Origin of the sequence: Massilia sp. MP_M2 (genome assembly GCF_039123635.1) — a bacterium.
In the GTDB taxonomy this organism is placed as follows: domain Bacteria; phylum Pseudomonadota; class Gammaproteobacteria; order Burkholderiales; family Burkholderiaceae_D; genus Telluria.
The window spans coordinates 71,277-85,779 of record NZ_JBCHJF010000003.1 but is presented as its reverse complement, the minus strand read 5'-3'; the positions used below and the strand labels follow the sequence as shown (position 1 = coordinate 85,779).

19 protein-coding genes and 1 tRNA gene are annotated in these 14,503 nt (G+C 59.1%); 7 read left to right on the top strand and 13 right to left on the bottom strand.

The genetic code is table 11. The annotated features are described in order from the left end of the window. Positions 1-181: 181 nt before the first annotated feature. From RCH14_RS08125 to RCH14_RS08110, 4 genes are all read right to left on the bottom strand, one after another. Complete coding sequence (locus tag RCH14_RS08125; RefSeq protein WP_343025630.1) at positions 182-406, bottom strand: hypothetical protein; 225 nt, start codon at positions 404-406, stop codon at positions 182-184. Continuing rightward, on the bottom strand, positions 393-728 hold the full coding sequence (locus RCH14_RS08120) for a hypothetical protein (RefSeq protein WP_343025629.1): 336 nt from the start codon (positions 726-728) through the stop codon (positions 393-395). Before RCH14_RS08120 ends, RCH14_RS08125 begins: the two co-directional genes overlap by 14 nt. Positions 729-752: 24 nt before the next feature. Next, positions 753-2,201: a replication initiation factor domain-containing protein gene (locus tag RCH14_RS08115; protein ID WP_343025628.1), complete on the bottom strand. Its 1,449-nt coding sequence runs from the start codon at positions 2,199-2,201 to the stop codon at positions 753-755. A gap of 313 nt (positions 2,202-2,514) precedes the next feature. After that, positions 2,515-2,754, bottom strand: coding sequence for a hypothetical protein (locus RCH14_RS08110; RefSeq protein ID WP_343025627.1), 240 nt, complete (start codon positions 2,752-2,754; stop codon positions 2,515-2,517). 143 nt (positions 2,755-2,897) lie between these two features. On the opposite strand from RCH14_RS08110, the gene RCH14_RS08105 reads away from it, so the two are divergent. Genes RCH14_RS08105 through RCH14_RS08095 form a run of 3 tightly spaced genes read left to right on the top strand, consistent with a single transcriptional unit; the run spans position 2,898 to position 4,815 of the window. Continuing rightward, positions 2,898-3,434: a hypothetical protein gene (locus tag RCH14_RS08105; RefSeq protein WP_343025626.1), complete on the top strand. Its 537-nt coding sequence runs from the start codon at positions 2,898-2,900 to the stop codon at positions 3,432-3,434. Continuing rightward, positions 3,424-4,464, top strand: coding sequence for a tyrosine-type recombinase/integrase (locus RCH14_RS08100; RefSeq protein WP_343025625.1), 1,041 nt, complete (start codon positions 3,424-3,426; stop codon positions 4,462-4,464). The genes RCH14_RS08105 and RCH14_RS08100 overlap by 11 nt, the downstream gene beginning before the upstream one ends. 12 nt (positions 4,465-4,476) lie before the next feature. Next, positions 4,477-4,815: an antitoxin VbhA family protein gene (locus tag RCH14_RS08095; RefSeq protein WP_343025624.1), complete on the top strand. Its 339-nt coding sequence runs from the start codon at positions 4,477-4,479 to the stop codon at positions 4,813-4,815. A 61-nt stretch (positions 4,816-4,876) separates the two neighbouring features. On the opposite strand, the gene RCH14_RS08090 is transcribed toward RCH14_RS08095, so the two are convergent. From RCH14_RS08090 to petA, 6 genes are all read right to left on the bottom strand, one after another. Further along, a tRNA-Thr gene (locus RCH14_RS08090) sits at positions 4,877-4,952 on the bottom strand. Between the two features lie 26 nt (positions 4,953-4,978). Then, the gene (locus RCH14_RS08085; RefSeq protein ID WP_343025623.1) at positions 4,979-5,485 is read right to left on the bottom strand and encodes a ClpXP protease specificity-enhancing factor; all 507 of its coding nucleotides are present in this window, start codon (positions 5,483-5,485) and stop codon (positions 4,979-4,981) included. Positions 5,486-5,617: 132 nt separating this feature from the next. Then, positions 5,618-6,229 carry a glutathione S-transferase N-terminal domain-containing protein gene (locus RCH14_RS08080; RefSeq protein ID WP_183554595.1) on the bottom strand — a complete coding sequence of 204 codons (612 nt, stop codon included), beginning with the start codon at positions 6,227-6,229 and terminating at the stop codon, positions 5,618-5,620. A gap of 98 nt (positions 6,230-6,327) precedes the next feature. Beyond that, the gene (locus RCH14_RS08075) at positions 6,328-7,092 is read right to left on the bottom strand and encodes a cytochrome c1 (protein ID WP_343025622.1); all 765 of its coding nucleotides are present in this window, start codon (positions 7,090-7,092) and stop codon (positions 6,328-6,330) included. Between the two features lie 30 nt (positions 7,093-7,122). After that, on the bottom strand, positions 7,123-8,535 hold the full coding sequence (locus tag RCH14_RS08070; protein WP_343025621.1) for a cytochrome bc complex cytochrome b subunit: 1,413 nt from the start codon (positions 8,533-8,535) through the stop codon (positions 7,123-7,125). Between the two features lie 2 nt (positions 8,536-8,537). Then, positions 8,538-9,152 carry a ubiquinol-cytochrome c reductase iron-sulfur subunit gene (petA, locus tag RCH14_RS08065; protein ID WP_343025620.1) on the bottom strand — a complete coding sequence of 205 codons (615 nt, stop codon included), beginning with the start codon at positions 9,150-9,152 and terminating at the stop codon, positions 8,538-8,540. Positions 9,153-9,378: 226 nt separating this feature from the next. On the opposite strand from petA, the gene mscL reads away from it, so the two are divergent. The 4 genes from mscL to RCH14_RS08045 are packed head-to-tail and all read left to right on the top strand — an operon-like array spanning position 9,379 to position 12,065. Further along, positions 9,379-9,792 carry a large conductance mechanosensitive channel protein MscL gene (gene mscL / locus RCH14_RS08060; protein WP_343025619.1) on the top strand — a complete coding sequence of 138 codons (414 nt, stop codon included), beginning with the start codon at positions 9,379-9,381 and terminating at the stop codon, positions 9,790-9,792. Beyond that, entirely contained in the window at positions 9,789-10,997 is a 1,209-nt protein-coding gene (locus RCH14_RS08055; protein WP_343025618.1) for a Do family serine endopeptidase, read from the top strand. The genes mscL and RCH14_RS08055 overlap by 4 nt, the downstream gene beginning before the upstream one ends. A 28-nt stretch (positions 10,998-11,025) precedes the next feature. Beyond that, positions 11,026-11,712: a DUF2461 domain-containing protein gene (locus RCH14_RS08050; protein WP_343025617.1), complete on the top strand. Its 687-nt coding sequence runs from the start codon at positions 11,026-11,028 to the stop codon at positions 11,710-11,712. Between the two features lie 11 nt (positions 11,713-11,723). Then, on the top strand, positions 11,724-12,065 hold the full coding sequence (locus RCH14_RS08045) for a hypothetical protein (RefSeq protein ID WP_332531914.1): 342 nt from the start codon (positions 11,724-11,726) through the stop codon (positions 12,063-12,065). A gap of 227 nt (positions 12,066-12,292) precedes the next feature. On the opposite strand, the gene RCH14_RS08040 is transcribed toward RCH14_RS08045, so the two are convergent. The 3 genes from RCH14_RS08040 to secB all read right to left on the bottom strand — a co-directional run bounded on the left by RCH14_RS08040 (position 12,293) and on the right by secB (position 14,348). After that, positions 12,293-13,321, bottom strand: coding sequence for an NAD(P)H-dependent glycerol-3-phosphate dehydrogenase (locus RCH14_RS08040; RefSeq protein WP_343025616.1), 1,029 nt, complete (start codon positions 13,319-13,321; stop codon positions 12,293-12,295). A 17-nt stretch (positions 13,322-13,338) separates the two neighbouring features. Next, positions 13,339-13,800: an SH3 domain-containing protein gene (locus tag RCH14_RS08035; protein ID WP_343025615.1), complete on the bottom strand. Its 462-nt coding sequence runs from the start codon at positions 13,798-13,800 to the stop codon at positions 13,339-13,341. Between the two features lie 89 nt (positions 13,801-13,889). Next, positions 13,890-14,348 carry a protein-export chaperone SecB gene (secB, locus tag RCH14_RS08030; RefSeq protein ID WP_343025614.1) on the bottom strand — a complete coding sequence of 153 codons (459 nt, stop codon included), beginning with the start codon at positions 14,346-14,348 and terminating at the stop codon, positions 13,890-13,892. Positions 14,349-14,503: the final 155 nt, after the last annotated feature.

The window sequence follows — 14,503 nt, the reverse complement described above, 5'->3', positions numbered from 1 at the left end:
ATCCCTGCCGCTGCCGAGTAATCGAACGGCTGATTCTGCGCATCGACGCGCGTCGCCAGAGCCGGTTCGATGATGTAGCCTTGAGCTACTGCTAGAGCCATCCCCGTGGGGCAAGGGGATTGCTCCACTTGCGCCGGTACACACACCACGAGCGTCTGGACCGAACCGATTTGAGACATGACTATGGTGTCCCTATAATTCCGTCGTCGCTGCAAACAACCTGTGTCACGAAGAAGCCTTCATGGCAGTTGAGTGCGGCCGTATCACTGGCTTCGGCAGCGCCGTCAAAGTGCCCAGCTTTATGTGCCCACGGCGTAAATCCGACATCGCCGTCAACCGGCATGAGAAACAGCGCTGATTCCTTGTCTTGAACGATAAATTTGAACGCCGTCTTAGGTGGCGACATGTTTGCCACCTGCGGCACCGGCTTTAGTCATCTCCACCGGCTTAAGCGAGTGAATGACCGTCTTCTGAGTCTTGCCGTTGGTGACAATCTCCATTTCGGCATGGGCCATAAATGGCAGGGCGTCAGCCAAGTGCTTGTATTTCTGGTACTCGTCAGCTTTTCCCAAGCCATACTCGACGCAGGCGGAGCCCATCGCAGTCTCTTTGCTGCTATCGAGTTCTGTCTCGACGAAGACTTTGGTGCTGTCGAAGGCCAGACCGTTGTCCATCGTCCCTTTGCTGTATTTCATGCCCATAACTTTGATGGTCGAGGTGAATTTCATAGTTGTGCTCCTGTGATAGATGGCCTACGCGAAACCGTTTTCCCCATTGAGGCCGAAGCATGGAACGGTATTTATAAATCGGATGAAACTCGGAATGTCTGGATCAGTACTGGTTCTAAAATCAGGGAAGTGTTCTTGTGGTTCCACATGCACAGGCGGTCGTTCAGTCTTCTCGTTGCTCGCGTGCGGCTTCAATCGCTTTGGCCACGCGTGCTCGTCGTGATTCGTGATCATGTCCAGTGCCTCGTTATCCCCGAACAGGCCACGTAGCACGCGGATGTACTTGCCGAACTGACGTTTAGTGATCGCGATGCAGTCGTCGACAGTGATCTGCGCAGCTCGTTCTTTAATGCGCATGCGTGCTGGCGTGTCGCTGCTAGCGAACTTAGAAAAACACGGATAGGCCCCAACAAAGAAAGCAGTTGGATTAAGCAGTACATCAAGCTCGATGATGCTGTTCGTATTCTTGAACTCGACTTCACAGCGACACCAGAGGGAATGCTTGTCGCCTTCCTTCTTGCCTTTTTCGTAGAAGCGGCAGTACTTGCTTGACTTTCGCTGCCCAACGGTCAAGGTACGACCCTTGCCACTTACGCGGTGCCAATTGCCCAAGCGTTGAATTTCGGGCGGGCGACCGCCTTGCCTGAAACTAAACCCACCTGACAACCATTGAGCTTCTGCCCAATCCACTGAAAGGTAGTCACCTTCCAGGTCGTCATGAGCAAGGTCAATCCGGGAGATCGACGGACGAATTGCTGTCTTCGTAAGGAAGTCGTACAGGCGCTTTTCCCATCCACCGACCGCGTTCAAGCAGCCAAGGCCCGTGAGTGTGATCAGCATCGTTGACCGTTGCCCGCCGAAGCATACGAATCCCATTTCGTCGCCAAGAACCCAAGACTCGCGATAAAAGTTCATACCCTTGTCGCGCTTACGTGTAATGCCAAATCCGAAAATTTTCTCCAGTTGGCGGCTTGCCTCGATGATGATCTGATCGTCCGAGACCAGATGTTCGCGAGCCGTCTTGAACCAAGTGTCTTCCAACACGGTGAAGTTGATCCAATCGATCACGCAGCCTTGGTTGGTTGCTGGTCGACGAACCAACATAGTCTTCACTTTGCCGCTGTCCGTGAGCACCAAGTCAACCTGGCCCAGGTCTTCGTCGCAAACGCCAGTCCAGTTGCGTTCGATCTCGTCCTCTAGGTTTTCCCCCATGTTATTAATGGGGGAGAAGAGAGGCGCAGAATCAGGCGCAAAATGCGGCACTAACCCCTGCGCCTGCACACCTTCGGCGATCCGCTCCGTCCTCGCTGCGCTGCGGGCGGTACGGTCGCCGTCGGCGTTGCATGGCTTTCCAACGCCATAGATTTCTGCCTTAACCCGGCGGGAGATACCACTGCAGCCCGATGCCTCTGCGTAGGCATTCATCTCCGAGTTTTTGATCGTGCTTAAGCAAGACGAACGAACGCGGCTCATGCGAAAGCCTCTGGCTGTTCTACACGCGACGACATCTCAGTGTGAGTAATGCGGTGATTTGTCACAAAACGCTCTTGCTTGAAAATGAAGGGCTGATGTAGCAGTCGGACTCGCAGACCTTCGGCGGGATACGCCCTGCCCCGATGGGGCACGCCTACCGGCGCGGGGGCTACCGCCTCACCCTCGGCAGTGCCGAGGGCTTCGGGCACCTGCTTACCGTGAGCGGCGACCGAAACCCCGCGCCCTCTCGGGACACGGCGGTCACCTTGATGTCTATTCGAGACGTTCGGAAAGTCAGCTTTCCAGAGAGAGTTCACAGTGCGAATTCCTTACGGGCCAGTTCGCGTTGTAGAGCGACGACGTTAATCAGCCGCCTTCTACCCAAAGTGACAGTTGGAAGAATGCCGCGGTTGAGATGACCCAGCACGACGCCAGGAGGGAGTCCAACGGCTTCAGCAAACTTTTCCAAGGTCATCAGACCTACGAACGCACCAGGCAGACTTGCTGCCGAAGCGTGACCAACCGCGCTAATTTCTTCCATATTGCTCAGCACCGTGTATTCCTTTGTTAGAGCCGTGTATATTTGACTGCTAAAGGGCAATATAAACACGAAAATTCTCTGTGTCAACATTTTTTATACGCTGCTGTGTATTTTTGATACGATGGTCGACATTCTTAGCCGATGGGGAGTCAAATATGGATACGATTCAGTCAAGACTACGTGCTGTGATCGAAGCCGCAACTGATGAGCGTGGGAGGTTTGCTGAGCTAGAGAAGCTGACGAAGGTGTCGGCGAATAGTTGGAAGAGCTTCTGGCACGGCCGCCAGCGGCCGACGTGCGACATGATTGAAGCTATATGCGCTCGATGGCCGCACTATGCGTTCTGGATCGCGACGGGGATTACGGACGCGAAATATGGGCATGTGAACGAACGAGGGGAAGCGAGCTTCCCGGAAAAACGGCGAGCACGTCGCAAGAAAGCGGAAGAGTACTGGGAACTGGCTGGGAGTATGCGTGCTTGGAGGAGTCACTGCGAAGCGAATCCAGATGTAGCAGAGGACAGCGACGGAGTCATGGAGCGCAATGATGCTATCAGCCTGCTAGAGCTGGAGATTGGTCGGAATGGTGAACAACAAGCGCTTGCAAATATCGAAGACGCCGAGCTGGTTGCTGCCCTGGTCAAGTTGAAGGTCTCTCATTCATTTGTAGACGAAGAGAAGCATGACGATTAAGAAAGCGGAAAATGGCTGGCTGGTAGACATTCAGCCAGGTGGACGGGGTCAAAAACGCATTCGCAAGACGCTACCGACTAAGTCAGAGGCATTGCAGTTCGAAGCATGGGCCAAGACGCAAGTTGCTCAAAATGAGAAATGGGTAAAACCGAAGAAAAATCTGACGAAGTTGTCCGAGCTTATCGAGCTTTGGCAATCCCACCATGGAATCCAACTTCGCCACACTAGGACATACAGCACGCTCTTACGCGTTTGCGAAGCGCTCGGAAATCCAATTGCCGAACAGCTGAAATCGGAGCACTTCGCAGCGTATCGCTCTAAGCGATTGGCAGATGGGGTCTCACGAAACACGATCAATCGAGAGCATGCCTACTTGCGTGCCGTTTTCAACGAATTGATACGCTTGGGCTTCTGGACTTCCGAAAATCCGCTCATGCGCCTTCGTCAGTTCAAAGTGGCTGAGCGAGAGCTGTCCTATCTAGACAACGAAGAGATTCGTACGTTGCTGGCATCTCTGAGCGCACGAAAAGAAAAAGATGCGCTGCTCATCACCAAACTATGCCTGGCAACTGCTGCGCGTTGGAATGAAGCCGAGTCCTTGCGTATTTCGCAGCTTCATAGCGGAATGGTTCATTTCACGCAGACAAAGACAGACAAGAATCGATCAATACCCATCGACGAAGCGCTTTCAGACGAGATTCGTGACTTCTACAAGACTAGTGGGCGAGATGTGTCTGGTCGAATTTTCAAAAGCTCGGTTGGCTCGTTCAGAATGGCGGTAAAGGAATCGGGCATTGAACTGCTACCGGGCCAGCTTACCCATGTTCTGCGTCATACGTTCGCGAGCCACTTTATGATGAACGGTGGAAACATTTTAGCTTTGCAAAAAGTGCTAGGTCACTCTACCCTGCAGACGACTATGATTTATGCACACCTTAGCCCTGAACATCTCCAGGAAGCACGGCACCTGAATCCGCTGACTCGGCTAGGCGCCAATCTCTGTACGGCCTCGCCTGACATACCCTTATGAGAAGGAAACTGCATGCCGAAGCAACCGAATGAGTGCGTCGATGCAGATGGCAAGGAATGTGTTTCGCCTGACGACGAACTATGCAGGTGTATCGATGCCGTGGTGGATCAGTTGCGATTGGGAACAGAAGAGGAGCCAAGCTTGGGAGGACTTTCAGCGACCGAATGGTGGCGTCGTGAAGAAGCTGTGAAGCAAGCGAATGCCTCTTTGTTTCTCGAAGGATTCTGCCCCTCCAAGGAAGCGCAGGACCGTGCTCGCCGTTTCATCGATGGTGAAATCGATCTATCGACATTGACGCAAGCGACTTCTAATCCCAAGAGCACTAGAAATTCTCTTGATGACGACGGTTGACAGTTCGTTGACACCGCCACAAACGACAAGGGCTTACATCGCTGTAAGCCCTTGTTTTATATGGTGCCGACTGCCGGTTTCGAACTGGCCACCTGATGATTACAAATCAACTGCTCTACCAAATGAGCTAAGCCGGCGTGATCTTTGAAGCAAGAATTATACGCTATTTGATCCGCGTGAGGGTCGGTCGTCCACCCTTCTTCGGTGGCTCATCATCGCCACCGGCAGGAGGCGCCGACACGTCAGTATCCGGCACCACCGGCGAATCCACGCCCTTGGATGGCACCGCCGACAGCGATGGGCCCGCAGGCGCGGTACCCACTGCAGGCGACGAGCCGTCCGACGACGCAGCAGGCAATGCACCCACTTCGAACGCCATCCCCTGGCCATTTTCATTGGCATAAATCGCCAACACATTGTGCACCGGGATGTAGATTTCGCGCGACACGCCATTGAAGCGTGCGCGGAAGTGGACTGCGTCGTTATCCATCTTCAGTGCCGAAGTGGCGCCGAAGCTGATGTTCAGGATGATCTCGCCCTTGCGGACGTATTCCATCGGCACCGTCGTCGATCCATCGACCTTGACTGCGAGATAAGGCGTAAAGCCACTGTCCGTGCACCATTCGTAGATGGCGCGCAGCAGATAGGGTTTGGTGGAGATCTCTGACATGGTGGTATGGGCTAGCAATACAGGCAAAACGGGCGTTCGCGCCAGTCTATCGGATTCGCCCGAAGAACGTCCGATGTCGGCGCGTACGGTGCGGCTGAAGAAAGGGGCGGGAAGGAGCCCGCCCCATACCAATCAACGACGCATCACTTTCTCGGACGGGGTCAGCGCCTCGATGTAGGCAGGGCGCGAGAAGATGCGCTCGGCGTACTTCATCAACGGTGCGGCCGTCTTCGACAGTTCGATGCCGTAGTGGTCCAGGCGCCAGAGCAGCGGCGCGATGGCCACGTCGAGCATCGAGAACTCATCACCCAGCATGTACTTGTTCTTCAGGAACAGCGGTGCCAGCGTGGTCAGGCGGTCGCGGATTTCGGTGCGAGCCTTGTCGTGGATCTTGTCGTTCGACTTGTTGCGCTCGCTTTCCAGCGTGTGGACGTGGACGAACAGCTCTTTTTCGAAGTTGAACAGCATCAGGCGGGCACGGGCGCGCATCAGCGGGTCAGCCGGCATCAGTTGCGGATGCGGGAAGCGCTCGTCGATGTACTCGTTGATGATGTTCGATTCGTACAGGATCAGTTCGCGCTCGACCAGGATAGGTACCTGGCCGTACGGGTTCATCGTCGAAATATCTTCCGGCTTGTTGAACAGGTCGACGTCGCGCACTTCGAAGTCCATGCCCTTTTCGAACAGGACGAGGCGGCAGCGTTGGGAGAACGGGCACGTGGTGCCGGAGTAGAGAACCATCATGGTTTATAGTTCCTTAAGAAACAAAGGGGTGCAGCGCCGAGCACTCACCCCAGAGAAATGATTGCCCGTATTATAGCCAACCGGACAACGAAAGCGAATTACTTCACTTCTTTCCAGTACGATTCATTCAATCGCCAGGCCAAAAAGGCGAAAATCGTCAGGAACAGGAGCACGAATGCCCCCAATCGCTTGCGTGTTGCCTGCGCCGGCTCGGCCATCCAGACCATGTAGGCAACGAGGTCGGCGGTGGCGGTGTTGAACTCCTGCTGGGTCATGGTGCCGGGGCTCACTTGCTCGAAGCCGGCGAAGGTGTGGACCATCTTGCCGGCGTCATGCGGATCGGGCTGCTCCGTGAACTTTGCCGTGCGGATCCCCTGCTGCAGCCACATGGCATGCGGCATCGCGACATTCGGCAACACCATATTGTTCCAGCCGGTCGGGCGCGTGTCGTCCTGGTAGAACGTGCGCAGGTAGGTGTACAGATAGTCGGCGCCCGAGCCGGCCGGCGACGCCTTGGCGCGCGCGATGACCGACAAATCCGGCGGCACCGCGCCGAACCAGGCCTTGGCATCGTTCGGGCGCATCGCCGTCGTCATCATGTCGCCGACCTTGTCGGCAGAAAACAACAGATTTTGTCGGATCTGGTCGTCTGTCAGGCCCAGGTCGCGCAGGCGGTTGTAGCGCATCGACGCGGCCGAGTGGCAATTCAGGCAGTGATTGACAAACAGTTTGGCGCCGTTTTGCAGCGACGCCAGGTCAGCGCGGTCCGGGGCGCGGTCGAGCGGGAAGGTGCCCTCGGCGGCGAATGCCAGGCCAGGCGCGAGGGCCAGGATGGCGATCAGTTTTTTCACAAGCAATGTCATGGGATGTCCTTGTGCGCGGGTCCGAAGGCGTCAGTGCGGGGTGAAGGTGACACGGGTCGGCACCGGCTTGAAGGTGCCCATCGTGCTCCACCACGGCATCAGCAGGAAGAACCCGAAGTACGCCAGCGTGCACACTTGCGAAATCAGCGTGAACACGGCCGTCGGCAATTGCGTGCCCAGGTAGCCCAGCGTCACGAACACCACGCCGAACACGGCATACACCCATTTGTGCCAGTCCGGGCGGTAGCGCAGCGAGCGGGCCGGCGAGTGGTCCAGCCACGGCATGCCGGCGATGATCATCACCGACGAGCCGAACAGCACCACGCCCCAGAACTTGGCGTCGAGCACTTGCGGCAGCATGCCGACGATCAGCAACAGCCCGATCACGGCAATGACCACCTTGGTCATGAAGGCCAGGCGCGACTTGAACCAGATGAACACGACGTAGGCCGCGACGGCGGCCATCAGCACGTACATGAAGTCGGCTGTCGTCGCGCGCAGCACCGAGTAGAACGGCGTGAAGTACCAGGTCGGCGCGATGTGCGACGGGGTCTTCATCGAGTCGGCCGGCAGGAAGTTGTTGTACTCGAGGAAGTAGCCGCCCATCTCGGGGGCGAAGAACACGACCGCCGAGAACAGCAGCAGGAACACGCTCACGCCGAACAGATCCTTGGTGGTGTAGTACGGGTGCGACGGGATCGTGTCGAGCGGGTAGCCGTCCGGGCCGATGTGGTCCTTGACTTCGATGCCGTCCGGATTGTTCGAGCCCACTTCGTGCAGCGCCGTCAGGTGGGCCACCACCAGGCCGATGATGACCAGCGGCAGGGCGATCACGTGGAAGGCGAAGAAGCGGTTCAGCGTGGCGTCCGACACCACGTAATCGCCGCGGATCCACAGCGACAGGTCGCCCCCGATCACGGGAATCGCGCCGAACAGGTTGACGATCACCTGCGCGCCCCAATACGACATCTGGCCCCACGGCAGCAGGTAGCCGAAGAAGGCCTCGGCCATCAGGCACAGGAAGATGCCGAAGCCGAACAGCCAGACCAGTTCGCGTGGCTTGCGGTACGACCCATACATGAGCGCGCGCGTCATGTGCAGATAGACGACGATGAAAAAGGCCGAGGCGCCGGTCGAGTGCATGTAGCGCACCAGCCAGCCCCACGGCACTTCGCGCATGATGTACTCGACCGAGCCGAAGGCCAGCGCCGCGTCGGGCTTGTAGTGCATCGTCAGGAAAATGCCGGTGACGATCTGCAGCACCAGGACCAGGGCCGAGAGCGAACCGAACAGATACCAGACGTTGAAATTCTTGGGCGCATGGTACTTGCCCCACTGATCGTTCCACAGCCTGGTGGCCGGAAAGCGGTCGTCGACCCAGGCCAGGGCCTTCTGGGCCGCCGGTGCGTCGGCGGGCAGCTTTGTCTCCTTGAACGCGCCCATGGTTATGCCTCGCCTTTCTCGTCTTTGCCGATCACGATCCTGCTGTCGGAGAGATACATGTACGGGGGAACGTCCATATTCGTCGGCGCCGGCTTGTTCTTGAACACGCGCGCGGACAAATCGAAGGTGGAGCCATGGCAGGGGCACAGGAAGCCGCCGGGCCAGTTGTCGGGCAGGTTCGGCTGCGGGCCGGCTGCCAGGCGCGACGAGGGCGAGCAGCCCAGGTGCGAGCAAATGCCGACCGTGACCAGCACTTCCTTGTGTTCGACGCGCGAGCGGTGGGGGTTCTTGCAGTATTCCGGCATGTCGAGCTGGAATATCTTTTCGGAGGCGGGGTCGGCCAGTTCGGCCTGGTCTTTTTCCAGCGTGGCCATCATGGCGGGGGTCCGGCGCAGGATCCAGACCGGTTTGCCGCGCCATTCGACGACTTTCATGTCGCCGGGGGCGACGTCGCCGATATCGACTTCAACCGGCGCGCCTGCTGCCTTGGCGCGCTCGGATGGCTGGAAGGTGCTGACCAGGGCTCCCGCCGTGGCCACGCCGACAACGCCGCCCGCCGCGCATGTCGCGACCAGCAAGCCCCGTCGACCAGGATCGACCTGCTTTTGAGTACTCATACCAACCCCACTCCGTGAATATACGAATTATAAGAATTAAGTCCGAGCTTCCAGCTTGCAAAATTATATGTGAAGGGCAACACCTATAGAAAAAATATTGTCTTGCCTACACGCCTTGCGAAAATGGTCTTTTGGAGCACACCGGCCCTGCGGTTGATGCCACCACCGATAGGCATCGGTTATCATGCGAGTACTTATTTCAATAACAATCAGGGGGGTATCAACCATGGCAATGATGGACGAATTCAAGACGTTTGCGATGCGTGGCAATGTGATGGACCTGGCCGTCGGCGTGATCATCGGTGGGGCGTTTGGCCGCATCGTCGATTCGCTGGTCAAGGATGTCATCATGCCGCCGATCGGCGCCCTGTTCGGTGGCCTCGATTTTGCCAATTATTACATTCCCCTGAACAACCAAGGTTATAACTTACCACTTGCCGAGGCGCAAAAGGCCGGTGCGGTGCTGGCGTACGGCAATTTCTTGACGATCATGCTGAACTTTATCCTGCTTGCATTTGTCATCTTCCAGATGGTGCGTCTGATGAACCGCCTGCGCGGCCCCATCGAAGCGCCGAAACCGGCCGCTACGCCGGAAGACGTACTGCTGTTGCGCGAGATCCGGGATGCCCTCAAAAAGTGAAAGATGACATCGTCCGCGACATAAGGCCTCCGCATCCACTGCGGCGCTTCTGGGTCCGTTCCTGGCTGCTGTTTGCGCAAGCCGTCACGGTAGCGCTGGCAATCTGGTTTGTCGTGGCCGCGTTGCGGCCGGCCTGGCTCGAATCGACGCCGGCGCCGACACAAGTGCAGGTGGGCGGGCCGGGCAAACCGGTGCCGATGCTGCAGGCACCGCCCCGGGCTGCCACCGGCAGCTACCGCGACGCTGCCGCCAAGGCCATGTCGTCGGTGGTCAATATCTACACGAGCAAGGCATCGCGCGAAGCGCATCCGTTGCTGAAAGACCCACTCTTTCGCCGCTTCTTCGGCGACCGCGCGCCGCAGGCCGAGCAACTGGCCAGCCTCGGCTCGGGCGTCATCGTCAGCAGCGATGGGTACATCGTCACCAATTTCCATGTGATCGATGGCGCCGATGCCATCGAGGTGGGCCTGGCCGATGGCCGCAAGGCAGCGGCAACGCTGGTCGGCACCGATCCGGAAACCGACCTGGCCGTGATCCGCATCAAGGAGCGCAACCTGCCGGTGATGGTCCTGGGTGACCCGGAGCAGGCGCGCGTGGGCGACGTCGTGCTGGCCATTGGCAACCCATTTGGCGTCGGCCAGACCGTCACGATGGGCATTATTTCGGCGCTGGGCCGCAACAACCTGCACATCAACCATGTCGAGAATTTCATCCAGACCGATGCCGCGATCAACTTCGGCAACTCGGGTGGGGCGCTGGTCGATACCAATGGCCACCTGCTGGGGATCAATTCGGCGATCTATTCGCAGACCGGCGGCTCGGTGGGCATCGGGTTTGCCATTCCCGTGTCCACCGCCAAGAGCGTGCTGGACGCCATCGTCAAGAATGGCCAGGTCGTGCGCGGCTGGATCGGCATCGAGTCGCAGGACATCACGCCCGAGATGGCGGACAGCTTTGGCTTGTCCAAACGCAGCGGCGCCATGATCGCCGGCGTAGTGCGCGGCGGACCGGCCGAGCGCGCCGGGATTCAGCCGGGCGACATCCTGGTGGCAGTTGCTGGTAAAAAAGTGGCTGATACGAGCGAGATGCTCAAGCTGGTGGCCCAGCTCGAGCCTGGCGCATCCGTCCCGATGACGATCGTGCGCCAGGGGCGCGAAACGACGATCGCCGTTAAGGTTGCCCGTCGTCCACGCCAGACGCCCTGAACTTCTTGAATTTTATTTTCGGACCCACATGCACCTGCGCGACCTGACGCAATACCTGAACGAACTGACCGAGAGCAATAACCGCCCGTGGTTCATCATGAACAAGCCGCGCTACGATATCCTGCGCGAGGAATTCCAGGAGGTTGTTACTGAGCTGATCCGGGCCATCACGGCCTTCGACAAGCAGGTTGCGGCCTGTAACCCGAAGAAGGCGATGTTTCGCATCAACCGCGATATCCGCTTTTCAAAGAACAAAACGCCGTACAAGACGCGTTTCTCGGCCGGCATTACGCCGAACGACAAGCGGCGGCCCAGTGCCGGCGGCGGCTCGACCTATTATTTCCAGATCGATGCCAGCGGCAAGCTCGGTTTTGGCGTCGGCGAATACCTGCCGCCACCGCCGCGCCTGAAGGCGATTCGTGAGCACGTGGTCAACGATGCGACGGGTTTTGGCAAAATGTTGAAGAATAAGCATCTCCGCGCCACCTATGGTGACCTCCTGGAAGAGGACAAGTTGCAGCGTCCACCAAAGGGTTTCGATGCGGATCATCCGCATGTCGAGTACCTGAAGCTGAAAAGTTTTTTCGTATGGACCGAAGTCGATCTGGCGATCAATGCGCCAGAAAAACTGGTGCCGCAACTGGCGCAGGGATTCAAGGACGCGTTTGCGCTGGTCACCTGGCTGCGCAGCGTTCCAGAACAACACGACGAATAGAGGAGGGCGACATGGCCTTGCATCACGCTACATCCGGCGAGAAAATCGCATTGCAACGCGGCGACAACGACATCGCCCATTTCACCTCGGTGGCCCTGGTCAAGACCGAGCATATGGAACTGATCCGACTGGTACTGCCGGTGGAACGCCCGATCCCCGAACACCGGGTCGACGGCGAAGTAACGGTGCTGTGCCTGGAAGGCGAGATCGCCGTCGATGCGCACGGTGCGACGACGTCGCTGCTGCCCAACGAAATGGTGTATCTGAGTGGTGGTGTGCCGCACACGGTGCGCGCCGTGAAGGATGCGGTGGCCTTGATGACCATTTTGATCGGGCCGCAACAAGCTGCCTGATATGCAGCCACAACACATTGCTTGATACGTAGGGTGGACGGCTACGCCGTCCACGCGGTGATGGTTGGCGGCGAGATCATCCGGCATGTGAGCGGCGCTGGTATCGACCACCGCGTGGACGGGTAACCCGTCCACGCTACGCCACTTCGGGTAACCCGCCTCGCCGGCCGCATCCACCCTACGCCACTTCGGGTAACCCGCCTCGCCGGCCGCATCCACCCTACGCTTTACGCCACTTCAATCCTCGGATCGCGCGCCAGCAAGCCCGCCGCCGTCCGCGCCGCATCGACCCCGTCAAACAGCACGCCTGCCACCGCCTCGGTGATCGGCATGTCCACGCCCAGTTTGTGCGCCAGCTCGCGCACCGCCTTCGCACACGGCACGCCTTCGGCCACATGGCCCAGCTCGGCCACGATGGTCGCCAGCGCCTTGCCTTCGGCCAGCGCCAGGCCCACGCGCCGGTTGCGTGACAAATCGCCCGTGCACGTCAGGATCAGGTCGCCCATGCCACTCAGGCCCATGAACGTGCCCGGCTGTGCGCCCAGTGCCAGCCCCAGGCGCGTGATTTCGGCCAGGCCGCGCGTGATCAGGGCGGCGCGGGCATTCAGGCCCAGGCCCAGGCCGTCCGATGTGCCGGTGGCAATGGCCATCACGTTCTTGACCGCGCCACCAACTTCCACGCCGACCAGGTCGTCGCATGAATAGACGCGCAGGTTGTCGCCATGCGCCAGCGCGACGACGCGTTCGCGCAAGGCGCGCGAGCTCGATGCCACGGTCAGCGCGCACGGCAAACCGCGCGCTACTTCCTGGGCGAACGACGGGCCGGACAGCGCTGCGCCCGGCACGGCATCGCCCAGCACTTGCGCGACCACCTGGTGCGGCAGCAAGGCGGTGCCAGCCTCGAAGCCCTTGCACAGCCAGACGACGTTGGGAATCGAGCGACCGCGCAATTGTTCGAGCAGGGGCCGCAGGCCGGCCACCGGGCACGCCAGGATCAATAGCGGCGTCTCGTCCGGCACGCTCGTGGCGACGTGGGCCAGCGCCGCATCGAAGTCGGCGCTTACGCGCAAGGCGGCCGGCAGCGGATGGCCCGGCAGGTAGGCGCGGTTGTCGCGCGCAGCGTCGACATCCTGCATCTGCTGGGGATTGCGGCCCCACAGCAGCACGTCGTGGCGCGCCGCCAGGGCGATGGCAACGGCAGTGCCCCAGGCGCCGGCGCCCAGAACAGTGATGTTGGTGAGCTTATTCTGTTGCATGGAATTCCTGTAGAGGATTACAGGCCCCAGACATCCGAGACCTTGATATAGCCGTCGATGCCGTCGCGGTGGACCACGCGCGCCCAGACGACGGCAGCCGGATCGCGCAGTACCAGCACGACACCTTTGTCGGCCGTCATCAGGACGGCCGAGCGTTCATCGGGACTGGCATGCACGCGTGCGCCAGGTGTACTCACCAGCACATTGCGCTGCGCATTGAGCCCCTTGGCCTGGGTCCAGGCCGTGTCGCCGTTCATGTCGCGCACCTTGACCCAGTCGCCATAGGTGAGCAGGATTTGCAGCGGCATGCCCGGCGGCGCGACATAGAGCTTATTGCCCTTGGCCGATGGCGTTGCGTACAGGATCGCGGGGGTGGTGCCGACAGTCTTGAAATCGAATGCAAACACGCTCGGGGCGACCAGCAACGTGGCGCATGAGGCGGTCAAAGCGAAGCCGGCAAGACGGCGTGCGGAGAACATGGCGGGCCTGGATGGTGGGTGAAACCGGGACGCCGGACATCTGGCACGAACGCGGCATGGCGCCGCGTTCGTCGGGTACGATTGGCTGCTTAGTTCGAAGGCGCTGCTGCGGCTTCGGCCATGGCCTGGGCGCGCTGCTGGTAGAAGGCTTCGAAGTTGATCTCGGCCAGGTGCACTGGCGGGAAGCCGGCACGGCTGATGACGTCGGCGATGTTCGCGCGCAGGTATGGATAGATGATGTTCGGGCAGCCGATGCCCAGCAGTGGATCCATCTGGTCAGCCGGGATGTTACGGGCTTCGAAGATGCCAGCCTGCTTGCCTTCGACCAGGAACGCAACCTTGTCCTTGACCTTGGCGGTGACGGTGATCGTCACGGTCGACTCGTAGATGCCTTCGGCGATGCTTTCAGCACCCACGTCGAGCGCCACTTCGATCGCTGGGGCTTCTTGCTCCAGGAAGATCGATGGCGAGTTCGGTTGCTCCAGCGACATGTCTTTCAGGTAGACGCGTTGGATTTGGAATACTGGTTGCAGAGTTTCGTCGGACATGGAACGCTTTCTAATAATAGTGGGAAGTGGCGGGCCACTCCGGTTGCCTGGTCGAGCGCGACGTCGTGAACGGGCCGTCGGATCGAACACGACGGCAATTGTAGCAAAATCAACTTGCTTGCAATAGCAGTCTTGCCGCCGACGGCCGCCCTACG